This window comes from Pseudomonas sp. H26/SER47-MNA-CIBAN-0231, assembly GCF_040310465.1.
GTDB classification, from domain to species: domain Bacteria; phylum Pseudomonadota; class Gammaproteobacteria; order Pseudomonadales; family Pseudomonadaceae; genus Aquipseudomonas; species Aquipseudomonas atacamensis.
Map to the genome: position 1 here is coordinate 88,069 of NZ_JBEOPW010000015.1, position 26,843 is coordinate 114,911.

20 protein-coding genes are annotated in these 26,843 nt (G+C 60.7%); 14 read left to right on the forward strand and 6 right to left on the reverse strand.

Annotated features, from left to right (window positions below; genetic code table 11):
• Positions 1-23: 23 nt before the first annotated feature.
• The gene (gene rpsB, locus AAEZ10_RS20760) at positions 24-761 is read right to left on the reverse strand and encodes a 30S ribosomal protein S2 (RefSeq protein ID WP_003222119.1); all 738 of its coding nucleotides are present in this window, start codon (positions 759-761) and stop codon (positions 24-26) included.
• 372 nt (positions 762-1,133) lie between these two features.
• Between rpsB and map the strand changes: the two genes are divergently transcribed.
• The 3 genes from map (at position 1,134) to dapC (ending at position 6,081) form a co-directional block, all read left to right on the forward strand.
• A complete protein-coding gene (gene map, locus AAEZ10_RS20765; RefSeq protein WP_024011828.1) occupies positions 1,134-1,916 on the forward strand; it encodes a type I methionyl aminopeptidase in 783 nt (260 codons plus the stop codon).
• Positions 1,917-1,956: 40 nt separating this feature from the next.
• A complete protein-coding gene (locus AAEZ10_RS20770; RefSeq protein ID WP_042606977.1) occupies positions 1,957-4,659 on the forward strand; it encodes a [protein-PII] uridylyltransferase in 2,703 nt (900 codons plus the stop codon).
• Positions 4,660-4,881: 222 nt separating this feature from the next.
• Positions 4,882-6,081: a succinyldiaminopimelate transaminase gene (dapC, locus tag AAEZ10_RS20775; protein WP_122603285.1), complete on the forward strand. Its 1,200-nt coding sequence runs from the start codon at positions 4,882-4,884 to the stop codon at positions 6,079-6,081.
• A gap of 45 nt (positions 6,082-6,126) precedes the next feature.
• Here dapC and AAEZ10_RS20780 read toward each other — a convergent pair whose 3' ends face one another.
• Positions 6,127-7,758: a Na+/H+ antiporter gene (locus AAEZ10_RS20780; RefSeq protein WP_016771480.1), complete on the reverse strand. Its 1,632-nt coding sequence runs from the start codon at positions 7,756-7,758 to the stop codon at positions 6,127-6,129.
• A 292-nt stretch (positions 7,759-8,050) separates the two neighbouring features.
• Between AAEZ10_RS20780 and AAEZ10_RS20790 the strand changes: the two genes are divergently transcribed.
• From AAEZ10_RS20790 to AAEZ10_RS20805, 4 genes are all read left to right on the forward strand, one after another.
• A complete protein-coding gene (locus AAEZ10_RS20790; protein ID WP_350570788.1) occupies positions 8,051-8,413 on the forward strand; it encodes an ArsC family reductase in 363 nt (120 codons plus the stop codon).
• Positions 8,414-8,444: 31 nt separating this feature from the next.
• Positions 8,445-9,479, forward strand: coding sequence for a 2,3,4,5-tetrahydropyridine-2,6-dicarboxylate N-succinyltransferase (gene dapD, locus AAEZ10_RS20795; RefSeq protein ID WP_073476070.1), 1,035 nt, complete (start codon positions 8,445-8,447; stop codon positions 9,477-9,479).
• A gap of 126 nt (positions 9,480-9,605) precedes the next feature.
• A complete protein-coding gene (locus AAEZ10_RS20800; protein ID WP_350570791.1) occupies positions 9,606-10,811 on the forward strand; it encodes an aminotransferase class V-fold PLP-dependent enzyme in 1,206 nt (401 codons plus the stop codon).
• Positions 10,808-11,212, forward strand: coding sequence for a SufE family protein (locus AAEZ10_RS20805; RefSeq protein WP_323167475.1), 405 nt, complete (start codon positions 10,808-10,810; stop codon positions 11,210-11,212). The genes AAEZ10_RS20800 and AAEZ10_RS20805 overlap by 4 nt, the downstream gene beginning before the upstream one ends.
• An 89-nt stretch (positions 11,213-11,301) precedes the next feature.
• On the opposite strand, the gene tcdA is transcribed toward AAEZ10_RS20805, so the two are convergent.
• Complete coding sequence (gene tcdA / locus AAEZ10_RS20810; protein WP_039762445.1) at positions 11,302-12,120, reverse strand: tRNA cyclic N6-threonylcarbamoyladenosine(37) synthase TcdA; 819 nt, start codon at positions 12,118-12,120, stop codon at positions 11,302-11,304.
• Positions 12,121-12,334: 214 nt separating this feature from the next.
• Between tcdA and AAEZ10_RS20815 the strand changes: the two genes are divergently transcribed.
• The 4 genes from AAEZ10_RS20815 to AAEZ10_RS20830 all read left to right on the forward strand — a co-directional run bounded on the left by AAEZ10_RS20815 (position 12,335) and on the right by AAEZ10_RS20830 (position 17,582).
• Entirely contained in the window at positions 12,335-14,926 is a 2,592-nt protein-coding gene (locus tag AAEZ10_RS20815; RefSeq protein WP_056783195.1) for a glycosyltransferase, read from the forward strand.
• Between the two features lie 242 nt (positions 14,927-15,168).
• Positions 15,169-16,320: a succinyl-diaminopimelate desuccinylase gene (gene dapE, locus AAEZ10_RS20820; RefSeq protein ID WP_071174532.1), complete on the forward strand. Its 1,152-nt coding sequence runs from the start codon at positions 15,169-15,171 to the stop codon at positions 16,318-16,320.
• Entirely contained in the window at positions 16,320-17,129 is an 810-nt protein-coding gene (locus AAEZ10_RS20825) for a putative RNA methyltransferase (protein ID WP_350570794.1), read from the forward strand. Before dapE ends, AAEZ10_RS20825 begins: the two co-directional genes overlap by 1 nt.
• Before the next feature lie 75 nt (positions 17,130-17,204).
• A complete protein-coding gene (locus AAEZ10_RS20830) occupies positions 17,205-17,582 on the forward strand; it encodes a hypothetical protein (protein ID WP_016771488.1) in 378 nt (125 codons plus the stop codon).
• Positions 17,583-17,673: 91 nt separating this feature from the next.
• On the opposite strand, the gene AAEZ10_RS20835 is transcribed toward AAEZ10_RS20830, so the two are convergent.
• Positions 17,674-17,883 carry a cold-shock protein gene (locus tag AAEZ10_RS20835; protein ID WP_016771489.1) on the reverse strand — a complete coding sequence of 70 codons (210 nt, stop codon included), beginning with the start codon at positions 17,881-17,883 and terminating at the stop codon, positions 17,674-17,676.
• A 236-nt stretch (positions 17,884-18,119) separates the two neighbouring features.
• Here AAEZ10_RS20835 and plsB point away from each other — a divergent pair, with 236 nt between their 5' ends.
• The 3 genes from plsB (at position 18,120) to AAEZ10_RS20850 (ending at position 21,856) form a co-directional block, all read left to right on the forward strand.
• Entirely contained in the window at positions 18,120-20,621 is a 2,502-nt protein-coding gene (plsB, locus tag AAEZ10_RS20840; RefSeq protein WP_350570797.1) for a glycerol-3-phosphate 1-O-acyltransferase PlsB, read from the forward strand.
• A gap of 119 nt (positions 20,622-20,740) precedes the next feature.
• Complete coding sequence (locus AAEZ10_RS20845) at positions 20,741-21,139, forward strand: YbaY family lipoprotein (protein ID WP_282384473.1); 399 nt, start codon at positions 20,741-20,743, stop codon at positions 21,137-21,139.
• 27 nt (positions 21,140-21,166) lie between these two features.
• The gene (locus tag AAEZ10_RS20850; protein WP_110645885.1) at positions 21,167-21,856 is read left to right on the forward strand and encodes a DUF4197 domain-containing protein; all 690 of its coding nucleotides are present in this window, start codon (positions 21,167-21,169) and stop codon (positions 21,854-21,856) included.
• Between the two features lie 746 nt (positions 21,857-22,602).
• Here the strand turns inward: AAEZ10_RS20850 and AAEZ10_RS20855 are convergent.
• Together AAEZ10_RS20855 and AAEZ10_RS20860 are read right to left on the reverse strand one after the other, a co-directional pair.
• Positions 22,603-25,671 carry an efflux RND transporter permease subunit gene (locus AAEZ10_RS20855; RefSeq protein WP_350570800.1) on the reverse strand — a complete coding sequence of 1,023 codons (3,069 nt, stop codon included), beginning with the start codon at positions 25,669-25,671 and terminating at the stop codon, positions 22,603-22,605.
• A 6-nt stretch (positions 25,672-25,677) separates the two neighbouring features.
• The gene (locus AAEZ10_RS20860; protein ID WP_071174527.1) at positions 25,678-26,778 is read right to left on the reverse strand and encodes an efflux RND transporter periplasmic adaptor subunit; all 1,101 of its coding nucleotides are present in this window, start codon (positions 26,776-26,778) and stop codon (positions 25,678-25,680) included.
• Between the last annotated feature and the right edge of the window lie 65 nt (positions 26,779-26,843).

Genomic DNA, 26,843 nt, shown 5'->3' on the forward strand with positions numbered 1-26,843 from the left:
TGAGTCAACGCCAGGGGCGTCGATTACTCAGCTGCAGCCTGAGTTTCTTCAGCTGCGAATTCAACAGTACCGCCAGCAACATTGTTGCGACCACGGATAACTGCGTCAGCCATCGAACCCATGTACAGCTGGATAGCGCGGATGGCGTCATCGTTGCCTGGGATGATGTAGTCAACGCCTTCCGGGCTGCTGTTGGTATCGACAACGCCGATGACCGGGATGCCCAGCTTGTTGGCTTCGGTGATCGCGATGCGCTCGTGGTCAACGTCGATCACGAACAGTGCGTCTGGCAGACCGCCCATGTCCTTGATGCCGCCCAGCGAACGATCCAGCTTCTCAAGATCACGGGAGCGCATCAGCGCTTCTTTCTTGGTCAGCTTGGCGAAAGTACCGTCTTCGGCTTGAACTTCAAGGTCACGCAGACGCTTGATGGAAGCACGAATGGTCTTGAAGTTGGTCAGCATGCCGCCCAACCAGCGGTGATCGACGTACGGCGAACCGCAACGTGCTGCTTCTTCAGCAACGATCTTGCCAGCGGAACGCTTAGTGCCGACGAACAGAATCTTGTTTTTGCCCTGGGCCAGACGCTCTACGAAAGTCAGAGCTTCGTTGAACATTGGCAGGGTTTTTTCAAGGTTGATGATGTGAATCTTGTTACGCGCGCCGAAAATGTACTTGCCCATTTTCGGATTCCAGTAACGGGTTTGGTGACCGAAGTGCACACCGGCCTTCAGCATATCGCGCATGTTGACTTGGGACATGATAGTTCCTTGATAAGTCGGGTTTGGCCTCCACGTATCCCAATGACCAACCAGAGGCATAAAGCCCAAGGCACCCAGGTCATCGTGTCGACACGTGTGTGGATTTAAGCTTTTCGGGGCATCCCCGGAAAGCGGCGCATTTTATACCACAGGGTGCGCAGAAACGGAACCCGGAATCTTTATTCGCACCAAGGACATGGGCGCAGCCCCCTTGGAATCGGCTCGATGGGCACCATTGTATAGACACAAGCCAGACATGCAGGCGCGGATTTGCGCCTCTCGTCTGTTAGAATCGCGTTTTTCAGGGTCGCAAAAATACACCTGCCACCCAATTCGTATCCGTAAGCGCCGCCGAGCGCAGAGAGAGCCTGTATGACCGTCAACCTCAAAACCCCCGAGGACATCGCTGGCATGCGTGTCGCCGGCAAACTGGCCGCCGATGTGCTGGAAATGATTGCCGAACATGTCAAACCGGGCGTGACCACTGATCAGCTCAACCAGATCTGCCATGACTACATCGTCAACGTGCAGCAGGCCATCCCTGCCCCGCTCAACTACAAGGGCTACCCGAAGTCGATTTGCACTTCGATCAACCATGTGGTCTGCCACGGCATTCCGAACGACAAACCGCTGAAAAACGGCGACACCCTGAACATCGACGTCACGGTGATCAAAGACGGCTACCACGGCGATACCAGCCGCATGTTCCACGTCGGCGAGGTACCGGTCTGGGCCGAGCGCCTGTCGCAGGTCACCCAGGAATGCATGTACAAGGCCATCGAGATCGTCAAACCTGGCTGCCGCCTCGGCGACATCGGTGAAGTGATCCAGAAGCACGCGGAAAAGAACGGTTTCTCGGTGGTGCGCGAGTTCTGCGGCCACGGCATCGGCAAGGTCTTCCACGAAGAGCCGCAGATCCTGCACTACGGTCGCGCCGGCACTGGCATGGAACTGAAGGCAGGCATGACCTTCACCATCGAGCCGATGATCAACCAGGGCAAGGCCGACACCAAGGTTCTCGGCGACGGCTGGACCGCGATCACCAAAGACCGCAAGCTCTCGGCCCAGTGGGAACACACCCTGCTGGTCACCGACACCGGCTACGAGATTTTCACTTTGCGCAGCGATGACACCATCCCGCGTATCTCGGCCTGACACCCAGAACGCTCCCAGCCTATAGAAGGAAAGCCAATCGATGCCGCAGGTGGATCCCGAACTCTTCGACCGCGGCCAGTTCCAGGCTGAACTGGCCCTCAAAGCGAGTCCCATCGCGGCGTTCAAGAAGGCGATCCGCCAGGCCCGCGAGGTCCTCGACACGCGTTTTCGCAATGGCCGCGACATCCGCCGGCTGATCGAGGACCGCGCCTGGTTTGTCGACAACATCCTGCAAAAGGCCTGGGAGCAGTTCAACTGGAGCGAAGACGCCGACATCGCTCTGGTGGCAGTGGGCGGCTACGGTCGCGGCGAGTTGCACCCGTATTCCGACATTGATCTGCTGATCCTGCTCGATAGTGCCGACCACGAAGTTTTCCGCGATTCCATCGAGCGTTTTCTGACGCTGCTGTGGGACATCGGTCTAGAGGTCGGCCAGAGCGTGCGCTCGGTCGACGAATGCGCAGAAGAGGCCCGCGCCGACCTGACTGTGGTCACCAACCTGATGGAAAGCCGCACCATCTGCGGCCCCGAGCGTCTGCGTCAGCGCATGATCGAAGTGACCAGCACCGCGCACATGTGGCCGGCCAAGGAGTTCTTCCTGGCCAAGCGTGCGGAACAGAAAGCACGTCACCACAAATACAACGACACCGAGTACAACCTCGAACCGAACGTTAAAGGCTCGCCCGGTGGCCTGCGCGATATTCAGACGATCCTCTGGGTCGCCCGCCGTCAGTACGGCACCCTGAACCTGCGCGCCCTCGCTGGCGAAGGCTTTCTGGTCGAAAGCGAAAACGCCCTGCTCGCCTCCTCCCAGGAATTCCTCTGGAAAGTGCGCTACGCGCTGCACATGCTCGCCGGTCGCTCGGAAGACCGCTTGTTGTTCGATCATCAGCGCACCATTGCCGGCCTGCTCGGCTTTGAAGGAGACGACGCCAAACAGGCGGTCGAAAACTTCATGCAGCAGTACTTCCGCACCGTGATGAGCATCGCCCAACTGAGCGATCTGATCATCCAGCACTTCGAGGAAGTCATCCTCGCTCCGGAAGACGAGGCGCCGCCGCAACCGATCAATTCACGCTTCCAGCTGCATGACGGCTACATCGAGGCGCGCAATGACAATGTGTTCCGCCGCACGCCGTTCGCCATGCTGGAAATTTTCGTGCTGATGGCCCAGCAGCCGGAAATCAAAGGCGTGCGCGCCGACACCATTCGTCTGCTGCGCGAACATCGTCATCTGATCGATGACAACTTCCGTAACGATATCCGCAACACCAGCCTGTTCATCGAGCTGTTCAAGTGCAAGATCGGCATCCACCGCAATCTGCGGCGGATGAACCGTTACGGCATTCTCGGGCGCTATCTGCCGGAGTTCGGTTTTATCGTCGGGCAGATGCAGCACGACCTGTTCCACATCTATACCGTCGATGCGCACACGCTGAATCTGATCAAGCACCTGCGCAAACTGCAGTACACCCAGGTCTCGGAGAAATTTCCGCTGGCCGCCAAGCTCATGGCCAAGCTGCCCAAACCTGAGCTGATCTACATGGCCGGCCTGTACCACGACATCGGCAAGGGCCGGCATGGCGATCACTCGGAGATCGGCGCGGTCGATGCCGAGGCGTTCTGCCAGCGTCACCAGTTGCCGGTGTGGGACAGCCGCCTGATCGTCTGGCTGGTGCAGAACCACCTGGTGATGTCCACCACTGCGCAGCGCAAGGATCTGTCCGACCCGCAGGTGATCCACGATTTCGCTCAAGCGGTCGGCGACGAAACGCGCCTCGACTACCTCTACGTGCTGACCGTGGCCGATATCAACGCGACCAACCCGACGCTGTGGAATTCATGGCGCGCCAGCCTGTTGCGCCAGCTCTACACCGAAACCAAGCGCGCCCTGCGCCGGGGTCTGGAAAATCCGGTGGACCGCGAAGAACAGATCCGTCAGACGCAAAGCGCGGCGCTGGACATTCTGGTGCGCGGCGGCACCGATCCGGACGACGTCGAGCAGCTGTGGGCGCAATTGGGCGATGACTATTTCCTGCGCCACACCGCCGGCGATGTCGCCTGGCACAGCGATGCGATCCTGCAGCAACCGGTGGATGGCGGGCCGCTGGTGCTGATCAAGGAAACCACCCAGCGCGAGTTTGAAGGCGGCACGCAGATCTTCATTTATGCACCGGACCAGCATGATTTCTTCGCCGTGACCGTGGCGGCGATGGACCAGCTCAACCTGAACATTCACGATGCCCGGGTCATCACCTCGAGCAGCCAGTTCACCCTCGACACCTACATCGTGCTCGACAACGAAGGCGAATCGATCGGCGACAACCCGGCGCGGATCAAGCAGATCCGCGAAGGCCTGACCGAAGCCCTGCGCAACCCGGACGACTACCCGACGATCATTCAGCGCCGGGTGCCGCGTCAGCTCAAACACTTCGCCTTCGCCCCGCAGGTCACCATTCACAACGACGCCCAGCGTCCAGTGACCGTGCTGGAGCTGACCGCGCCCGACCGGCCGGGCCTGCTGGCGCGGGTCGGGGGGATTTTCCTCGAGTTCGACCTGTCGCTGCAGAACGCCAAGATTGCGACCCTGGGCGAGCGCGTGGAAGACGTGTTCTTCATCACCGACGCGCACAACCAGCCGCTGTCCGATCCGCTGCTGTGCAGCCGTCTGCAGGATGCGATCGTCGAACAGCTGAGCGTCAATCAGGAACCGGATATCAAACTTTCGCGGATCAGTATCTGAATCACCCGTTTATCCGTGTGAATGCAGCCCATGCCTTCCTCCGGTACATACAATCCCCTGTGGCGAGGGGATTTATCCCCGTTCGGCTGCGAAGCAGTCGTAAAACCTGTGTATGCGGACATTCAGTTGAACCGCAGTGAATGGTTTTGCGGCCGCTGCGCAGCCCAACGGGGATAAAGCCCCTCGCCACAGAAAGCTCTTGAGCATTTAAAAGAGGCCCCCATGAACAACGCTCTGAACCAGCTCCAGCCGTACCCGTTCGAAAAGCTCCGCGCCCTGCTCGGCAGTGTTACGCCGAACCCGGACAAACGCCCGATCGCCCTGTCGATCGGCGAGCCGAAACACCGTTCGCCGAGTTTTGTCGCCGAAGCGCTGGCGAACAATCTGGATCAGATGGCGGTGTACCCGACCACCCTCGGCATCCCGGCCCTGCGCGAAGCCATCGCCGGCTGGTGCGAGCGTCGCTTTGGCGTGCCGAACGGCTGGATCGATCCGGCGCGCAATGTGCTACCGGTCAACGGCACCCGTGAAGCGCTGTTCGCCTTCACCCAGACCGTGGTCAACCGTGGCGACGATGCGCTGGTGGTCAGCCCGAACCCGTTCTATCAGATCTACGAAGGCGCCGCGTTCCTCGCCGGGGCCAAGCCGCATTACCTGCCATGCCTGGATGAAAACGGCTTCAACCCGGACTTCGACGCGGTAGCACCGGATATCTGGCAGCGTTGCCAGATTCTGTTCCTGTGCTCGCCGGGCAACCCGACCGGCGCGCTGATTCCGGTTGAGACCCTGAAGAAGCTGATCGCCTTGGCTGATCAGTACGACTTCGTCATTGCCGCCGACGAGTGCTACAGCGAACTGTACTTCGACGAACAGACTCCGCCGCCGGGCCTGCTCAGCGCCTGCGTCGAACTGGGCCGCAATGACTTCAAGCGCTGCGTGGTCTTCCACAGTCTGTCCAAGCGCTCCAACCTGCCGGGCCTGCGTTCAGGCTTCGTTGCCGGTGATGCCGACATCCTCAAAGGCTTCTTGCTCTATCGCACTTACCACGGCTGTGCGATGCCAGTGCAGACTCAACTGGCCAGCGTTGCCGCGTGGAATGACGAAGTGCATGTGCGCGCCAACCGCGCGCTGTATCGCGAGAAGTTCGATGCGGTGCTGAACATCCTCAGCCCGGTGCTGGACGTACAGCGCCCGGATGGCAGCTTCTACCTGTGGCCGAATGTGCAGGGCGATGATGCGGCGTTCTGCCGTGATCTGTTCGAGCAGGAGCATGTGACCGTGGTGCCGGGCTCGTACCTGTCTCGCGATGTCGATGGCGTCAATCCTGGCGCCGGGCGTGTGCGTATGGCACTGGTTGCGCCGCTGGCGGAATGCGTCGAAGCCGCCGAACGGATTCGCGACTTCATCACCCGCCAGAAGTGATTGCGGAGCGCTTGCGGCAGTCCCCTGCTACAAGCGCTCAACCGGCTATTTGACCTGCCCCAGATTGGCCTCGCTCAAATCCAGTTCCCCGAGCACTTCTCGCAACACGTCATCACCGATCTGGTGCTGACGACTGAGGCTGTAGAGTTCCAGACGTTGCGCGCGCAGCGCTTTCAAACGCAGGCGACGCTCAAGCAGATCCATCTGGAATGCCAGCGCTTGGGCTTCGGCGGAATCATTGAACACATCAAGTTGATGGCGATATTCGGACATGATCCGCGCCTTGAGCTCTGCTGCCAGCGCCGCTTGAGCGGCATCCTGTGGGACCACCTCTTCGCTTTCCAGCGAGTGAATCGCCGCTTCGGCTGTCTTGCGCCAGGCGTCGCGCACTTCCTGACGACGCTTGTCGTCGGGACTTTTGTCGATGCCGCGCAGCAGCAAGGGCAGCGCGATACAGGCCGAGACCAGCGACAGCAGAATCACCCCGGCAGCAATGAAGATCAGCAAGTCGCGTTCAGGAAAAGCCTCGGCGCCGATCAGCATCGGCACCGACATCACGCCCGCCAGCGTCACCGCCCCGCGCACACCGCCCACCGTCAGCAACCAGCATGAACGCGCCGTCGGCACTTGCGTCAGCTCGCCCTTGCCGCGCAGTCGGCGCAGCAACACCGACAAGCGCCAGATGCTCTGCACCCAGATGAACCGCAGCAGCACCAGCGCGACGAAGATCGCCAACACATCGAGGCAGCGATAGAACAGCGTCGGCCACAGCGTCGGCTCATGGCTGACCACCGCCTTGATGATGTCTGGCAATTGCAGGCCAAGCAGCAGGAAGATCAAGCCATTGAACGCAAATTCGAGCAGCGCCCAAACGCTGCGATTAAGCAATCGCGTGCTGGTCTGGCGTGGCAACAGATCGAGCCAGCTCTGCATCATCCCCGCTGCCACCGCCGAGAGAATCCCTGAAGCGCCCAGACGTTCGGCCAGTACATAAGCGGCGAACGGCAGCAGCAACATGAACACCACGTGAGTGGCCGGATCGTCCCAGCCCCGGGCGATCATCCACGCGCGCAGGCGTCCGACCAGCCAGCTCAACGCCACACCCACAGCCAGGCCACCGAGCGCCACCGCGACGAAGGTCAGACTGGCATTGGTCAGCGAAAACACCCCCGTGACCGCTGCAGCGAGGGCGAACTTGAAGGTCACCAGGCCTGAGGCGTCATTCATCAGCGCCTCGCCCTGAAGGATGTGCATCAGCGGCGTCGGGAGTCGGTTCTGCGAAATCGCTGAAACCGCCACGGCATCCGTTGGCGACAAAACCGCTGCCAGGGCAAAGGCCACCGGCAACGGAATCGTTGGCAATAGCCAATGAATGAAATAACCGGCGCCGACCACGGTAAACAGAACAAGACCGACGGCCAGGGTCAGGATCGGTCCACGCAATTGCCAGAAGGCGCGTTTGGGCATGCGCCAGCCATCGGAAAACAGCAGCGGCGGCAGGAACAGAAACAGGAACAATTCCGGGTCGAGGGCGACGTGCAGCCCCAGGGTCGGCCAGGCGAGCAAGGCACCGGCGGCGATTTGCACCAGCGGCAATGGCAGCGGGATAACCCGCCCGACCAGTCGCGAGACGCTGACCAGCATCAGCAGGATGAGGACGGTGTAAGCAGTTTGCATAAAACCAGAATCTCAGGCGATCGACAGCGTTGAACTGCCATATTAGCGCCTTAGGCTGTGGCTGACCGTTGCACCTATGTCGCACGGCCAGACGCCGGACTAAATGTGGGAGCGAGCTTGCTCGCGAATGCGGTGTGTCATTCAGCACAGAAATTGACTGAAAGGCCCCCTTCGCGAGCAAGCTCGCTCCCACAGGTTTTACAGCGTTACGACAACCGTGGCCGACGAAACCGTCCGGTCATGGCATAATCCGTCACCATTTTTTTCCAGCACCTGTAAAGGGGGCGATTCCTTGGCCGTTTCAAGTAAAACGTTGCACCTTTTCGGCATCAAAGCCTGCGACACCATGAAAAAGGCGCGCACCTGGCTCGATGAACACGCTGTCAGTTATGACTTTCACGATTACAAGACCGCCGGCATTGACCGTGAGCACCTGACCCAGTGGTGCAACGAGCACGGCTGGCAAACCGTGCTGAACCGCGCCGGCACGACCTTTCGCAAACTCGACGACGAACGCAAAGCCGATCTCGACCAGGCGAAAGCCATCGAACTGATGCTCGCACAACCCTCGATGATCAAGCGCCCGGTGCTCGATCTCGGTGACCGAACCCTGATTGGCTTCAAGCCAGATATCTACGCGGCCGCTCTGAAGTAAGCAGCCCGTCACTCTTTGTAGAGGTATTCACATGTCCAATTCCCTGTTCAGCATCGCCTTTGGTGTCGGCACCCAGAACCGTCAAGGCGCATGGCTGGAAGTGTTCTACGCACAGCCACTGCTCAACCCTTCGGCCGAACTGGTCGCGGCTGTTGCGCCGATCCTCGGTTACAGCGAAGGCAACCAGGCCATCACCTTCACCACCGCCCAGGCCGCGCAACTGGCTGAAGCCGTGAAAGGCATAGACGCCGTGCAAGGCAAGCTGCTGACCCGCCTGGCCGAAAGCCACAAGCCGCTGGTCGCCACGCTGCTGGCCGAAGACGCGCAACTGACCTCCACGCCTGAGGCCTACCTCAAGCTGCATCTGCTCTCGCACCGTCTGGTCAAGCCGCACGGCGTGAGCCTGGCCGGTATCTTCCCGCTGCTGCCGAACGTGGCGTGGACCAGCCAGGGCGCGATCGACCTGAGCGAACTGGCGGAAATGCAACTCGAAGCGCGCCTGCGCGGCGAGCTGCTGGAAGTGTTCTCGGTGGACAAGTTCCCGAAAATGACCGACTACGTGGTACCGGCCGGCGTGCGTATCGCTGATGCTGCACGTCTGCGTCTGGGCGCCTATGTCGGCGAAGGCACCACCGTCATGCACGAAGGTTTCATCAACTTCAACGCCGGCACCGAAGGCCCGGGCATGATCGAAGGCCGCGTTTCCGCTGGCGTCTTCGTCGGCAAGGGTTCGGACCTGGGCGGCGGTTGCTCGACCATGGGCACCCTGTCGGGCGGTGGCAACATCGTGATCAAGGTCGGCGAAGGCTGCCTGATCGGCGCCAACGCCGGTATCGGCATTCCGCTGGGCGACCGCAACACTGTGGAATCGGGCCTGTACGTCACCGCTGGCACCAAGGTTGCGCTGCTGGACGAGCACAACAATCTGGTCAAGGTTGTGAAGGCGCGCGAGCTGGCCGGTCAGACTGATCTGCTGTTCCGTCGCAACTCGGAAACCGGTGCTGTGGAATGCAAGACCCACAAATCGGCGATCGAACTGAACGAAGCGCTGCACGCTCACAACTAAGCGCTGTAGGCCTGTGGGAGCGAGTCTGCTCGCGAAACTTCTGGCGTCCTCAATGACGCTTTCGCGAGCAGGTTCGCTCCCACAAGGTTTGGCGTACACCCCGCCCAATTTCACAGGGCTGAACCCATGATGATCCCCTCCCCCTGGCGCGCCGATTTCCCGGCTATCGCCGCCCTGCAACGGCAAGACCAGACCTATCTGGACAGCGCCGCCACTACGCAAAAACCCCAGGCCCTGCTCGACGCACTGACGCATTACTACGCCAACGGCGCGGCCAATGTGCATCGTGCGCAACACCTGCCCGGTGCCCACGCGACGCAAGCGTTCGAAGACAGTCGGCGCAAGGTTGGCCAATGGCTGCATGCCGGTGACAGCGGGCAAATCATCTTCACCCACGGCGCCACCAGCGCGCTGAATCTGCTGGCTTATGGTCTGGAGCCTCTGTTTCAGCCGGGCGATGAGATCGTCATCAGCGCTCTGGAGCATCACGCCAACCTGCTGCCGTGGCAGCAACTGGCGCAACGTCGCAACCTGAAACTGGTGATCTTGCCGCTGGATGTCGACGGCCTGATCGACCTCGCCGCTGCCGTGCATCTGATCGGCCCGCGCACGCGTTTGCTGGCAGTCAGTCAGCTGTCCAACGTCCTTGGTGCCTGGCAACCGCTGACCGCTTTGCTCGGCATGGCCAAGGCGCAGAACGCGCTGACGGTAGTCGATGGCGCGCAAGGTGTGGTGCACGGCCGGCATGATGTGCAGGCGCTGGGTTGCGACTTCTATGTGTTTTCCAGCCACAAACTCTACGGCCCCGATGGCCTCGGCGTGCTGTTCGGGCGCAACGCGGCGCTGGAGCAATTGCAGCCATGGCAGTTCGGCGGCGAGATGGTGCTCGACGCCAACTATCAGGATTCGCGCTTCCGCCCGGCGCCGTTGGGGTTCGAGGCAGGCACACCGCCGATCGCCAGTGTCATCGGCCTCGGAGCGACCCTCGACTACTTGGCCGGTTTGGATCAGGACGCCGTATCTGCCCATGAAGCGGCGCTGCACGACTACCTGTTGCGCGGCCTCGCCGCCCGCAATGGCATTCGCCTGCTGGGCAAGCCGCAACTGGCGCTGGCCAGTTTTGTCGTCGAAGGCGTGCACAACGCTGATCTGGCGCATCTGCTTACCGAACAAGGCATCGCCGTGCGTGCGGGGCATCACTGCGCCATGCCGCTGATGAAAAGCTTCGAACTGGCCGGCGCGATCCGCGTGTCGCTGGCGCTGTATAACGACTCGGAAGATCTGGAGCGCTTTTTCGAGGCGCTGGATCAGGCCCTGGAGATGTTGCGATGAGCCTGCCGGTGGAAGCGGCCGAAGCGCTGCAGACGTTTCAGACTGCGGCGGGCTGGGAACAGCGGGCGCGGCTGCTGATGCAGTTCGGCGATCGCTTGCCGGTGCTGGATGACGCGCAAAAGTGCGAGGCCAACCGGGTGCATGGCTGTGAGAGTCAGGTGTGGCTGGTCGGGGATTTGCGCGACGGGCACTGGCAGTTCAAGGCAAGCAGCGATGCGCGGATGATTCGCGGGTTGGTGGCGTTGCTGCTGTTGCGGGTCAACGGCTTGTCGGCGGCAGAGTTGCAGCAGCTGGATCTGCCGGAGTGGTTCAATCAGCTGGGACTGTCGCGGCAGTTGTCGCCTTCGCGCAGCAATGGCCTGAATGCGGTGCTCCAGCGGATGAATGAGTTGGCGCGCTAATCGCCTTCGCGAGCAGGCTCGCTCCCACAATGGAAATGCATTTCCCTGTGGGAGCGAGCCTGCTCGCGAAGAGGCCCTCATTAATACCCTCAGGCTTGAGGTTTGACCCGGTCCGCCGGGCGCCGAACACCAGCGACAATCTTGTCCACAGCCTTGGTCGCCGCGACCATGCCAAATGTCGCCGTGACCATCATCACCGCGCCAAACCCGCCAGCGCAGTCGAGCTTCACGCCGTCGCCGACAAAACTCTTCTGCAAACAAATGCTGCCGTCCGGTTTCGGGTAGCGCAGCTGTTCGGTGGAAAACACACACGGCACGCTGTAGTGACGGGTCACGGTGCGGGAAAAGCCGTAGTCCCGGCGCAAGGTCGAACGGACTTTCGAGGCCAGCGGATCGTTAAAGGTACGGTTCAAGTCGCAAACCTGAATCAGCGTCGGGTCAATCTGACCGCCCGCGCCGCCGGTGGTAATGATCTGGATCTTGCGACGTTTGCACCAAGCGATCAGCGCCGCTTTGGCATTGACCGCATCGATGCAGTCGATCACGCAGTCGATGTTCGGCGTGATGTATTCGGCCATGGTGTCGCGGGTAACGAAATCGGCCACGGCGTGCACCGTGCAATCGGGGTTGATCCCGCGCAGGCGCTCGGCCATCACCTCGACCTTGGGTTTGCCGACGGTGCTGTCCAACGCGTGCAACTGGCGGTTGGCATTGCTGACGCAGACGTCGTCGAGGTCAAACAGCGAAATCTCGCCCACCCCGCAACGGGCCATGGCTTCTGCCGCCCAGGAACCGACGCCACCGACGCCGACGATCGCCACATGGGCGGCGCGCAAGCGTTCCAGGCCTTCGATGCCATACAAACGGGCGATGCCTGCAAACCGCGGATCTTCTGTACTCATGACCATTACCCCAAAAACCGGCGCGCATTATAGGGCTACGCAGCGACAAGTTTTAAGCTGCAAGCGACAAGTGTAAGAACTTAAGTCAGAGACGGCTGCCCAATGTCAGGCATTTTCCCGTCAGTTGTACGGCTGGTTAACCGCCGGTGTAGGATGCGCGCCCCTCGGGCGTCTATCCGACCGATCCTTCGTTCCACAGCCTTTGGAACCCGAAACAGCTATGTCATCGCGTAAATTTGGACTCAACCTGGTGGTGGTGCTGGCCATCGCTGCCTTGTTCACCGGTTTCTGGGCGCTGGTCAATCGCCCGGTCACGGCGCCGAACTGGCCGCAGCAAATCTCCGGCTTCTCGTATTCGCCATTCCAGCAGGGGCAATTCCCACAGAAGGATCAGTATCCGTCTGACGACGAAATGCGCCGTGACCTGGAAATCATGAGCAAGCTGACCGACAACATTCGTATCTATTCGGTCGACGGTTCGTTGGGAGACATCCCGAAACTGGCGGAGGAATTCGGCCTGCGCGTCACCCTCGGCATCTGGATCAGCCCGGACCAGGAACGCAACGAACGGGAAATCACCAAAGCCATCGAACTGGCCAACACCTCCAGAAGCGTCGTGCGCGTGGTGGTCGGCAACGAGGCGCTGTTTCGTGAAGAAATCACCCCGGAAGCGCTGATCGTTCTGCTGGATCGGGTGCGCGCTGCGGTCAAAGTACCGGTGACCACCTCTGAGCAATGGCATATCTGGGAGAAATACCCGCAACTGGCCAAACACGTTGACCTGATCGCCGCCCACGTCCTGCCCTACTGGGAATTCATTCCGGTGGACAAGGCCGGCCAGTTCGTCTTCGACCGCGCCCGCGATCTGAAAAAACTCTTTCCGAAAAAACCGCTGCTGCTCTCCGAGGTCGGCTGGCCGAGCAATGGTCGCATGCGCGGTGGCGCCGATGCCTCGCCGGCAGATCAGGCGATTTACCTGCGCACACTGGTCAACAAGCTCAATCGCCAAGGCTTCAACTACTTCGTGATCGAAGCGTTCGACCAGCCGTGGAAGGCCAGCGATGAAGGTTCGGTCGGCGCCTACTGGGGCGTGTTCAACGCCGCGCGCCAGCAGAAATTCAATTTCGAAGGCCCGGTGGTGGCGATTCCGCAATGGCGCGTGCTGGCCATCGGCTCGGTGGTGCTGGCGCTGCTGTCGCTGACCCTGCTGATGATCGACGGCTCGGCGCTGCGCCAGCGCGGTCGCACGTTCCTGACGTTTATCGCGTTCCTCTGCGGTTCGGTGCTGGTGTACATCGGTTACGACTACAGCCAGCAATACAGCACGTGGTTCAGCCTCACGGTCGGATTTCTCCTGGCGCTCGGTGCGCTCGGGGTATTCATCGTCCTGCTTACAGAGGCCCATGAACTGGCCGAAGCGGTGTGGATTCACAAGCGCCGTCGGGAATTCCTGCCGGTGCTGGGCGATTCTGATTACCGGCCGAAAGTGTCGATCCATGTGCCCTGCTACAACGAGCCGCCAGAGATGGTCAAACAGACCCTCGACGCCCTCGCCGCACTTGATTATCCGGACTTCGAAGTCCTGATCATCGACAACAACACCAAGGACCCGGCCGTCTGGGAACCGGTGCGCGATTACTGCGCAACCCTCGGCCCGCGCTTCAAGTTCTTCCACGTATCGCCGCTGGCCGGTTTCAAGGGCGGCGCGCTGAATTACCTGATTCCGCACACCGCCAAGGACGCCGAAGTCATTGCCGTGATCGACTCCGATTACTGCGTGCACCCGAACTGGCTCAAGCACATGGTGCCGCACTTCGCCGACCCAAAAATCGCCGTAGTGCAGTCGCCGCAGGATTATCGCGACCAGAACGAAAGCACCTTCAAGAAGCTGTGCTACGCCGAATACAAGGGCTTCTTCCATATCGGCATGGTCACTCGCAACGACCGTGACGCGATCATTCAGCACGGCACCATGACCATGACCCGCCGTTCCGTGCTGGAAGAATTGGGCTGGGCTGACTGGTGCATATGTGAAGACGCCGAGCTCGGTCTGCGCGTGTTCGAGAAGGGCCTGTCGGCGGCGTATTACCACGACAGCTACGGCAAAGGCCTGATGCCGGATACCTTCATCGACTTCAAGAAACAGCGTTTCCGCTGGGCGTATGGCGCGATCCAGATCATCAAGCGCCACACCCGCAGCCTGCTGCGCGGCAAGGACACCGAACTGACCCGTGGCCAGCGTTATCACTTCCTCGCCGGCTGGCTGCCGTGGGTCGCCGATGGCATGAACATCTTCTTCACCGTTGGCGCGCTGTTGTGGTCGGCGGCGATGATCATCGTGCCGCAACGGGTCGATCCGCCGTTGCTGATTTTCGCGATCCCGCCACTGGCGCTTTTCGTGTTCAAGGTCGGCAAGATCATCTTCCTTTATCGCCGCGCCGTCGGTGTGAATCTGAAGGATGCGTTCTGCGCGGCGCTGGCCGGGCTGGCGTTGTCGCACACCATCGCCAAAGCGGTGCTGTACGGTTTCTTCACCAGCAGCATTCCGTTTTTCCGCACGCCGAAAAATGCCGACAACCACGGCTTCTGGGTGGCAATCAGCGAGGCTCGCGAGGAGCTGTTCATCATGCTGTTGCTGTGGGGGGCGGCGCTGGGGATTTTCCTGGTGCAGGGCATTCCGAGCAATGACATGCGCTTCTGGGTAACCATGCTGCTGGTGCAGTCGCTGCCGTATCTGGCGGCGCTGATCATGGCGTTCCTGTCGTCGCTGCCCAAACCTGTGGCCAAGGCTGAGCCGGCACCGGTCGTCTAAATCCGCAACGCAGCACTAAACGGCGGCCAATGGTCGCCGTTTTGCTTTAAGATAACCGCCATTTTGCGGGGCTTGGCGTGATAACCGGTCTGACTGACCACCCCTGTCCCTTGTGGGAGCGAGCCTGCTCGCGAAGGCGTTGTAACATTCAACCTTTAAGGTGCCTGGTAGACCGCTTTCGCGAGCAGGCTCGCTCCCACATTAGAAGCCCAAGCTCATACCCCATGATCCCGGAGTTTTCCATGACGGCCCACGCCGACCTATCGCCGACCCTTCAACTGGCCATCGACCTGATCCGCCGTCCTTCCGTGACCCCAATCGATGCCGACTGCCAGAAGCAGATGATGCAGCGCCTGGGCGATGCCGGTTTCACCCTGGAGCCGATGCGCATCGAAGATGTGGATAACTTCTGGGCCACTCATGGCAACAACGACGGCCCGGTGCTGTGCTTCGCCGGCCACACCGACGTGGTGCCGACCGGTCCGGTTACCGCATGGCAGATCGATCCGTTCAATGCCGTGATCGACGAACATGGCATGCTCTGCGGCCGTGGCGCGGCAGACATGAAAGGCAGCCTGGCATCGATGACAGTCGCCGCTGAACGCTTCGTCGCCGACTATCCGAATCACAAGGGCAAGGTCGCTTTCCTCATCACCAGCGATGAAGAAGGCCCGGCGCATCACGGCACCAAGGCAGTGGTCGAGCGTCTGGTCGCGCGCAAGGAGCGCCTGGACTGGTGCATCGTTGGCGAACCATCGAGCACCACCCTGGTCGGCGATGTGGTGAAAAACGGACGTCGCGGCTCCCTCGGCGCCAAGCTGACGGTCAAAGGCGTGCAGGGCCACGTGGCCTACCCGCATCTGGCGAAGAACCCGATCCACCTCGCCGCTCCGGCGCTGGCAGAGCTGGCCGCCGAGCACTGGGACCACGGCAACGATTTCTTCCCGCCGACCAGTTTCCAGATTTCCAACCTCAATTCCGGCACCGGCGCGACCAACGTGATCCCCGGTGATCTGGTGGCGGTGTTCAACTTCCGTTTTTCCACCGAATCGACCGTCGAAGGCCTGCAGAAGCGTGTGGCCGATATTCTCGACAAGCATGGTCTGGACTGGCACATCGACTGGGCACTGTCCGGCCTGCCATTCCTCACCGAACCGGGCGCGCTGCTTGATGCGGTGTCGTCGAGCATCAAGGACATCACCGGTCGCGAGACCAAGGCGTCGACCAGCGGCGGCACCTCCGATGGCCGCTTCATCGCGACCATGGGCACGCAAGTGGTTGAACTGGGCCCGGTCAACGCGACCATCCACCAGGTCAACGAGCGCGTGCTGGCAGCCGATCTCGATGTGCTGACGGAAATCTATTACCAGACCCTGATCAAGTTGCTCGCCTGATGCTCGCGTGCCCGATCTGCAGTGAGCCGCTCAATGCGGTCGACAACGGCGTGGTCTGCCCCGCCGGGCATCGGTTTGACCGTGCGCGTCAGGGTTATCTGAACCTGTTGCCGGTGCAGCACAAGAACAGCCGCGACCCGGGCGACAATCAAGCGATGGTCGAGGCGCGGCGTGATTTCCTCAACGCCGGGCATTACGCGCCAGTGGCCAGGCGTCTGGCTGAATTGGCGGCGAGTTATGCGCCGGAGCGCTGGGTCGACATCGGTTGTGGCGAGGGTTACTACACCGCGCAAATCGCCGAAGCTTTGCCGAGCGCTGATGGCTATGCACTGGACATTTCCCGCGAAGCGGTCAAACGCGCCTGCAAGCGCAATCCGGCAATTACCTGGTTGATTGCCAGCATGGCCCGCGTGCCATTGGCTTCAGGCAGTTGCCAGTTTCTCGCCAGCGTCTTCAGTCCGCTGGACTGGGAGGAAGCCAAGCGTCTGCTCAGCGTCGGCGGCGGCCTGATGAAGGTCGGCCCGACCCGCGGCCATCTGATGGAATTGCGCGAACGCCTGTACGACGAAGTGCGCGAGTACACCGACGACAAGCACCTGGCCCTAGTGCCGGAAGGCATGGCGCTGGCGCACAGTGAAACCCTGGAATTCAAGCTGAGCCTGGACAAGCCCGAGGACCGCGCCAACCTGTTGGCGATGACGCCTCACGGCTGGCGTGCCAGTGCCGAGCGTCGTGCTGCGGTGATCGAACAGGCCGAGCCGTTCGAGACCACCGTGTCGATGCGCTACGATTATTTCGTTCTTCAATAACTTTTGGTCTCGGGCACAGGCCCGGGGCCGGCTAAATCCGCGAATGGATTTTTCAGACCCGCAGTGAGGACATCCATGCGCCAACCGGACATCGAGATTTACCTGAAAGACGCCGACGTCGACCACAAGGCCATCGCCGCCTGGCTCGGCCAAGCGCTGGGCCCGTGCAGCGACTGGGTGCAGAAAGGCCAGACCTACAAGTGCAAGGCCGGCAACGTGCCAGTGACCTGGCTGCCGAAAGCCGTGGGCAAGTGGAACAGCCTGTTCCTGGAAAGCGACCAGACCCCCTGGGACGACGACATCGCCTGCGCCCGCGCAGCCTTTGCCGCACTGAACGTCGAGGTGCGCTGCGCACCGGGAACGTGGGTCGAAGAAGAAGGTGAAGAAACCGCTGATCGCTGGATTCGCATCAGCGAAGACGGTGAAGAAGAAATCACCTGGAAAACTGCCTGAAAGCAAAAGATCGCAGCCTTCGGCAGCTCCTACAGGGTCATGTGTACATCTGTAGGAGCTGCCGAAGGCTGCGATCTTTTGGTCTTCAAGATTACAGACCTACAACATCCTCAGCCTGCAACCCCTTCTCGCCGGTGATCACCGCGTACTCGACCTGTTGACCTTCGGTCAGCGAGCGGTGCCCTTCACCGCGTATCGCGCGGTAGTGCACAAACACGTCCACGCCGTCGTCGCGCTGGATAAAGCCGTAGCCTTTGGCGTCGTTGAACCACTTCACGTTGCCGGTTTCGCGTGTTGCCATCTGTTCATACTCCTTTTTTATTATTGAACGGGCTTTTCGCAGGAAAGCCTTCGAGGAACGTCAGCCTGCGTCCGACGTCCATGACAGGGCACCGGCAACAGAGCGCCGAGTATATGACAGGCGCAGAAACTCTCAACAGGAGATTACTTCGGCGCTTTTTTGCCGATTTTCGCCTAATACGGCAAACTGTCCGCCCCGAGCGCCTGCTCGGTTTTATTCACTCACGCAGAAGCCGTATGACCCGTTCCCCGTTCCGCCGTCTTGTGTTTGGCACCCTGCGCCGCCTGTTGTATCTCTGGGTTCGCTCCGAGACCATCAATCAGTCGTCGTTCACCCTCAACCTCGACCGCAGTCGTCCGGTGTTCTACGTCCTGCAAAACCCCTCGCTGACCGATCTGGCGGTGGTTGACACAGAGTGCACCAAGGCCGGTTTGCCACGCCCGGTGCTGGCGGTGTCGGTCGGTACGCTGATCGAACCTGCGGCGTTTTTTTATCTGACACCGGACCCGGACTGGCTCGGTCGCCAGGACAAACGCGGCGCGCCGCCGACTCTCACCCGCCTGGTCAGCGCGCTGACGCAGAACGCTGCCGAAGACGCGCAAATCATTCCGGTCAGCGTGTTCTGGGGCCAGTCGCCAGACAGCGAAAACAGTCCATGGAAACTGTTGTTCGCTGACAGCTGGGCGGTCACCGGTCGTCTGCGCCGACTGCTGAGCATCATCGTCCTCGGGCGTAAAACCCGCGTGCAGTTCTCCGCGCCGATTCACCTGCGCGAACTGATCGATCACAACAAGGGCCACGAGCGCACCGTGCGCATGGCCCAGCGCATCCTGCGCGTGCACTTCCGCAATCTCAAAGCTGCGGTGATCGGCCCGGACATTTCCCACCGGCGCAATCTGGTCAAAGGCCTGCTCAACCAGCCGCTGGTCAAACAGGCGATCCTCGACGAAGCCGAGCGCGAAAAAATCTCCCCGGAAAAGGCCAAGGCTCAGGCCCTGCGCTATGGCAACGAGATTGCTTCGGACTACACCTACACTGCGATCCGTTTTCTCGAAGTGGTGCTGAGCTGGTTCTGGAACAAGATCTACGACGGCATCAAGGTCAACCACATCGAGGGCGTGCAGAACGTCGCGCAGGGTCACGAAGTGATCTACGTGCCGTGCCACCGCAGCCACATCGACTACCTGCTGCTTTCCTATTTGCTGTTCCGCAACGGCCTGACCCCGCCGCACATTGCCGCCGGGATCAACCTGAACATGCCGGTGATCGGCAGCCTGCTGCGTCGCGGCGGTGCGTTTTTCATGCGCCGCACGTTCAAGGGCAATCCGTTGTACACCTCGGTGTTCAACGAATACCTGCACACGCTGTTCACCAAAGGTTTCCCGGTCGAGTATTTCGTCGAGGGCGGGCGCTCGCGCACCGGGCGCATGCTGCAACCGAAAACCGGCATGCTCGCGATCACCCTGCGCAGTTTCCTGCGTTCGTCGCGGATGCCGATCGTCTTCGTGCCGGTGTACATCGGTTACGAGCGCGTGCTCGAAGGCCGCACTTACCTCGGCGAACTGCGTGGGGCGAGCAAGAAAAAAGAATCGATCTTCGACATTTTCAAAGTGATCGGCGCGCTCAAGCAGCGCTTCGGTCAGGTCGCGGTGAACTTCGGCGAGCCGATCAAACTGGCGGAATTTCTCGACGCCGAGCAACCGGACTGGCGCCAGCAGGAGCTCGGCCCGCAGTTCAAACCGGCGTGGCTCAACGAAACCACCAACCGCCTCGGCGAGAAAGTCGCCCGGCACCTCAACGAAGCGGCGGCGATCAATCCGGTGAATCTGGTAGCGCTGGCCCTGCTGTCGACCACGCGCCTGGCGCTGGATGATCGCGCCATGGCGCGGGTGCTTGACTTGTATCTGGCGCTGCTGCGCAAGGTCCCGTATTCGCCACACACCACCTTGCCGGAAGGCGATGGCCGGGCGCTGATCGAGCATGTGAAAGACATGGATCTGCTCGCCGAGCAGAACGATGCGCTGGGCAAGATTCTGTATCTGGACGAGCAGAACGCAGTCCTGATGACTTACTACCGCAACAACGTCCTGCACATTTTCGCTCTGCCGTCGTTGCTGGCGAGTTTCTTCCAGAGCACCTCGCGCATGAGCCGCGAGCAGATCCTGCGCTACACCCGCGCGCTGTATCCGTACCTGCAATCGGAATTGTTCATCCGCTGGAGCCTGGACGAACTCGACGCGGTGATCGATCAGTGGCTGGAAGCGTTCGTCGAGCAGGGCCTGCTGCGTTTCGAGAAAGACCTGTACCTGCGTCCGGCACCGAGTTCGCGGCATTTCGTGCTGCTGACACTACTGTCGAAAAGCATCGCGCAGACCCTGCAGCGGTTCTACATGACCGTATCTTTGCTGCTCAACAGCGGCCAGAACAGCATCAGCGCCGAAGAGCTGGAAGATCTGTGCACAGTGATGGCCCAGCGTCTGTCGATCCTCCATGGCCTGAACGCCCCAGAGTTTTTCGACAAGAGTCTGTTCCGCCACTTCATCCAGACCCTGCTCGACCTCGACGTCCTGCGCCGCGACGAAGCCGGCAAGCTCAGCTACCACGAACTGCTCGGCGAGCTGGCCGAAGGCGCGGCCAAGCGCGTGTTGCCGGCGGAGATTCGCCTGTCGATCCGCCAGGTCGCGCTGCACCGCAGTGAAGATGCGGCGGATCAGATCACGCCACAGCCTGAGGCTTGAAGCCTTACCCCTGTGGGAGCGAGCCTGCTCGCGAAGACGGAATGTCAGTCGACATTTAGTTTGACTGACCCAGCGCTTTCGCGAGCAGGCTCGCTCCCACATTGAAAGGAGATTCATCCATGAAAAAAGTGTTGACCCTCGCCGCCGCCACCCTGCTCAGCGCCTGCCAATCAACCACCCCCGCCGGCAAGGCCAGCCTCGACGGCGAAGTCTTCTACCTGCAACGCATCGCCCTGCCCCCGAGCGCGACTCTGAGCGTGAGCCTGCAAGATGTGTCGCTGGCCGATGCACCGGCCATCGTCCTCGCTGAACAGAACGGCCCGATCAAAGGCCAGGTGCCGCTGCCGTTTCATTTGAGCTACGATCCGGCGCAGGTCAAATCCGGCCACCGTTACTCGGTCAGCGCACGTATTGAAGTCAACGGCGAGTTGATGTTCATCACCACCGAAAACCATGCCGTGCAGCTCGACGGCAACGACCCGCAGCCGCTGAAAATCCGCGTCGACGCCGTTCGTTAATCCATTTTTCGCCACAAGGAAGCCGCCATGCGCCGCCCTACCCTTCGCTTCGCCGCCGCCTGCGCCGGTCTGCTGATCTCCGCCAACGCCTTGGCCTTGTCGCTCAACGACCTGTCGCAACAAGACGCCACCGGCGGCCTCAAGGACGCCCTGACCCAAGGCGCACAGATCGCCGTGAAACAACTCGGCACCCCGGGCGGCTTCAGCAATAACCCCGAAGTGAAAATCGAACTGCCAGGCAAACTCGGCAAAGCCGCAAGCAAGATGAAAGCCTTCGGCATGGGCGCCCAGGTCGAAGAACTGGAAACCGCGATGAACAAAGCGGCCGAATCCGCCGTGACCCAGGCCCAGCCAATCCTCGTCGATGCAGTGAAGAAAATGAGCGTGGCCGACGCCAAAGGCATCCTCAGCGGCGGCAACGATTCGGCGACCCAATACCTGAACAAATCCAGCCGCGAACAGATCCGCGCGAAATTCCTGCCCATCGTCAAGCAAGCCACCGACAAGGTCGGCGTCGCGCAGAAGTACAACTCGTTCGCAGGCCAGGCCGCTGCGTTTGGCGTGGTGGACGCGAAGAGCGCGAACGTTGAAAGCTACGTCACTGAACAGGCGCTCAACGGTTTGTTCGAGATGATCGGCAAGCAGGAAGAAACAATTCGTCAGAACCCGGCCGCTGCGGCGACGAGTCTGGCGAAGAAGGTGTTTGGTACGTTGTAATTTCCGAACCACAAAAAAAGCCCGCTCAACTTCCTCGGTTCAGCGGTTTTTTTTGCGCATCCGCTTTGTGGATCGACCGGACCGAGGACACGATTCACCGCAGTTCAGCAAGGGAAATCCTCTGCCGATGCGCAGTCATAGCGGGAAGTCGGGCTGATTACCAGAGCAACGTCGGCTTGAGATACCGAGTCAGTATCCGCAAAAGAAACAGATCAAAAGCCCCTCACCCTAGCCCTCTCCCGGAGGGAGAGGGGACTGACCGAGGTGTTTAGGCGAAATACGCCGACTTGCGATACCGAGTCGAATGCAGATTTTGGAACGCCCAAAATCGGCTCCCTCTCCCTCGGGAGAGGGCTGGGGTGAGGGGCAGCAACAACACAAATCAAAAGCCGAACACCCACGCTTTTCACCACTCAATAGGCCGAGTGTCAGCTCGCCTGCTCTTGATCTTGATCCACCGGCGACGTCGGAAGGCTGAGTGGAGGGACTGATCCGGCGTGGGAGCGCAGCGACCGTCTGGCGCAGCCAGACACAGCGGAAGGAGGTGCAGCGAAGGAACGCGAGCCTGCGAGGGACGGACGCAGGAGCAAGCCTTTTCGGTTACCTTTTTGCTGGGCCGGCACTCCGGCGTTTGAAAAAGGTGACGGCGTAAGAGCGGAACCGTAATCAGCAACACCCACAGCAACGGATATACACCCAAAACCCCACGTCATGGTCGGCCCGAAGGCCGCCACGACACAAAAACCTCAAGCCTCCTTACGCACCCTGAACCAGGCCGCATACAACGCCGGCAAAAACAACAGCGTCAGCGCCGTGGCCACAATCAGCCCGCCCATGATCGCCACCGCCATCGGCCCGAAAAACACACTGCGCGACAGCGGAATCATCGCCAGCACCGCCGCCAGCGCCGTCAACACAATCGGCCGGAACCGCCGCACCGTAGCCTCGATAATCGCCTGCCAAGGCTTAAGCCCCGAAGCAATATCCTGCTCGATCTGATCGACCAGAATCACCGAATTGCGCATGATCATCCCGGACAATGCGATGGTCCCGAGCATCGCCACAAACCCGAACGGCTGCCGGAACACCATCAGAAACAACGTCACCCCGATCAAGCCCAACGGCGCCGTCAGAAACACCATCGCCGTGCGCGAGAAACTGCGCAACTGCACCATCAGCAAGGTCAACACCACGACAATGAACATCGGCACCCCGGCATTCACCGACTTCTGCCCGCGCTCGGAATCCTCCACCGTGCCGCCGACATCCAGCAGATAACCATCGGGCAACTCAGCGCGAATCGGGTCCAGCGTCGGCATGATCTGTTTGACCAGCGTCGCCGGTTGTTCCTTGCCATAAATGTCCGCGCGTACGGTCACGTTTGGCAGGCGGTTGCGGTGCCAGATGATGCCTTCCTCGAAGCCGTATTCCAGCGTGGCAATCTGCGACAACGCCACACTGCGACCGTTATCGGTCGGCACCGCCAGGCTCGGCAACAACGACAATTCAGTGCGCTCGTGCACGGTGCCGCGCAGCAGAATCTCGATCAATTCGTTGTCTTCGCGGTACTGGCTGACCGTCGAGCCGACCAGCGAACTCTGCAGGAATTTCGCCAGATTGGCGGTGCTCACACCGAGGGCGCGGGCGCGATCCTGGTCGATATTCAGGTAGACAACTTTGCTTGGCTCCTCCCAGTCCAGATGCACGTTGACCACATGCGGATTCTCGCGAACCTTTGCCGCCACCTTGCGCGCCAACGCACGGACTTCTTCGATGTGCTCGCCCGTGACGCGGAACTGCACCGGATAGCCAACCGGCGGGCCATTTTCCAAACGAGTGACCCGCGAACGCAGGGCCGGGAACTGTTCGTTGAGGGTTTCGATCAACCAGCTGCGCAGCGCTTCACGCTCTTCGATGGTTTTTGCCAACACCACGAACTGGGCAAAACTCGCCGCCGGCAGTTGCTGATCCAGCGGCAGATAAAAGCGTGGCGAACCGGTGCCGACATAGGCCACATAATTGTCGATGCCAGCGTGCTCCTTGAGCAGCGCTTCGAGGCGTTTGACTTCACTGGTGGTGTTGGCCAGCGAAACGCCTTCGGCCAGTTTCAGGTCGACCATCAACTCCAGCCGGTTCGAAGCCGGGAAGAACTGCTGCGGGACGAAACGGAACAGCATCACCGAGGCAATGAACAGGCCCACAGTCAGCACGATCACAGTCTTGCGATGGGCCACGCACCACTCCACCAGACGCCGGACGCGCTGATAAAACGGCGTAGCATACGGATCCGGTTGACCATCGCCAGTGCCGTGTTTTGCCACGTGAATTTTCGCCAGATCCGGCAGGAGTTTTTCCCCCAGATACGGCACGAACATCACCGCCGCGACCCATGAGGCGAGCAAGGCAATGGTCACTACCTGGAAAATCGAACGGGTGTATTCGCCGGTGCCGGACTGCGCAGTGGCAATCGGCAGGAAGCCGGCGGCGGTGATCAACGTGCCGGTGAGCATCGGGAACGCGGTGCTGGTCCAGGCATAACTCGCCGCGCGAATGCGGTCGAAGCCCTGCTCCATTTTGATCGCCATCATTTCCACGGCGATGATCGCGTCGTCCACCAGCAGACCCAGCGCCAGCACCAGCGCACCGAGGGAAATCTTGTGCAGACCGATGCCGAGGTAATACATGCAAGCGAAGGTCATCGCCAGCACCAGCGGAATGGTCAGCGCGACGACCATGCCGGTGCGCACACCGAGGGAAAAGAAGCTCACCAGCAAGACGATCGCCAACGCCTCGACCAACACCTGGACGAACTCGCCGACGCCGGTTTTTACCGCTGCCGGCTGATCGGACACCTTGCGCAACTGCATGCCGGCCGGGAGGTTTTTCTGGATCCGCGAGAACTCGCCCTCCAGTGCCTTGCCCAGCACCAGAATGTCGCCGCCGTCCTTCATCGCCACGGCCAGACCGATCGCGTCGTCGCCCATGAAACGCATGCGCGGCGCCGGTGGGTCGCTGAAACCGCGACGCACATCGGCGATATCGGAGATGCGGAACGTACGATCGGCGACGCGGATCGGAAAGTTCTTTATCTCATCGACTGTCTGAAAATTCCCCGAGACGCGTAGCTGCAAGCGCTCGCTGCCGGTTTCGAAGAACCCCGCCGTGGACACCGCGTTCTGTTCCTCCAGCGCCTGCTGCACCGCCGCCAGCGGCAAGCCAAGAGTGGCGAGTTTGACGTTGGACAGCTCGACCCAGATTTTCTCGTCCTGCAACCCAAGCAGTTCGACCTTGCCGACGTCCTTGACCCGCTGCAGCTGAATCTGGATGCGGTCGGCGTAATCCTTGAGCACGGCGTAGTCGAAACCGTCGCCGGTCAACGCATAGATATTGCCGAAGGTGGTGCCGAACTCATCGTTGAAGAACGGCCCCTGAATTCCCGGCGGCAAAGTCTGGCGAATGTCGCCGACCTTCTTGCGCAACTGGTACCAGAGATCAGGGATCTGCTTGGAGTGCATCGAGTCGCGGGCGATGAAGGTGACCTGGGATTCACCGGGGCGGGAGAACGACATGATGCGTTCGTACTCGCCGGTTTCCATCAGTTTCTTTTCGATCCGTTCGGTGACCTGGCGCGAGACCTCCTGCGCGGTCGCACCGGGCCAGCGGGTCTGAATGACCATCGCCTTGAAGGTGAACGGCGGGTCTTCACTCTGGCCGAGTTTGGTGTAGGACAACGCGCCGACAACGGCGAGCAAAAGCATCAGGAACAGTACGATCTGGCGATTACGCAACGCCCATTCGGAGAGGTTGAAGCGCATCGGGGCTTACTCCTTGTTCGCCAGATTGACCACACGATTGGAGCGATCCACTGGTCGCACCTGCTGGCCGTCGAGCAATACGTGAACGCCGGCAGCCACCACCCAGTCGCTCGCATTCAAGCCTTCGAGCACCGCCACGCTTTTCTCGCCGAACGGACCGACCCGTACCGGAGTTTTCTTCAACGTGTTGTTGCCGTTGACCACCCAGACGTAAGTCGCACCGTTTTCAGCGGTCAGCGCGGAAAGCGGTATCGACAACGAGACATTGTCGGCCGATTGCACAAACACCCGGGCGCTCTGCCCCAGTTCGGCCGGGACTTTGCCGCTGGTGAACGAGATACGCGCAGCAAAAGTGCGTGAGCGCGGGTCGGCGGACGGCGACAACTCGCGGATCTGCCCGGCGAAGCGTTGATTCTGCTGTGCCCACAATTCCACGGTAACCGGCTGACCGACCTTGAAGCGGCCGAAGCTTTGCTCCGGCAGGCTGATCAATACTTCGCGCTCACCATCGGTGGCGAGGGTGAACACGGTTTGCCCGGCAGCGACCACCTGACCGACTTCCACCGAACGCTTGGCCACCACACCATCCTGCGGCGCACGCAGCACCGCGTAACTGGCCTGGTTGGTCGAAACGTTGAATTCGGCTTTGATTTGTTTAAGGCGGGCTTCGCCGGAGCGGTATAGATTTTCGGCGTTGTCGTAGGCCGAGCGGCTGACCATCTGCCGATCCATCAGGGTTTTGTAGCGATCGCGCTCGGCGCGCACCAGGTTCAGATTGGCCTCGGCGGCGGCAACCTGCGCGCGGGTGGCTTCCAGTTGCAGGCGCACATCCTGCGGATCGAGTTCGGCCAAGGGCTGATCGGCCTTGACGCGCTGGCCTTCGTCGACCAGTCGTCGGCTGACTTTGCCGCCGATGCGGAACGCCAGATCAGGCTCATAGCGGGCTCGCACCTCGCCCGGATAACTCTCCATCGCCTGCGCCGAAGGCTCGGGCTGTACCACCATGGCCGGGCGTACGGTGACTTTGGTCACCTCTTCCTGACCGCACGCCGATAACAGGAACGCCAGACTGACTGGCACGGCAAAGGACAACGCATGGCGGAACATGGTGACGGACCTTTCGCGAATGAGGCTTGGAATATTTATACTGGCGGGTATGGTATTAATAGCAA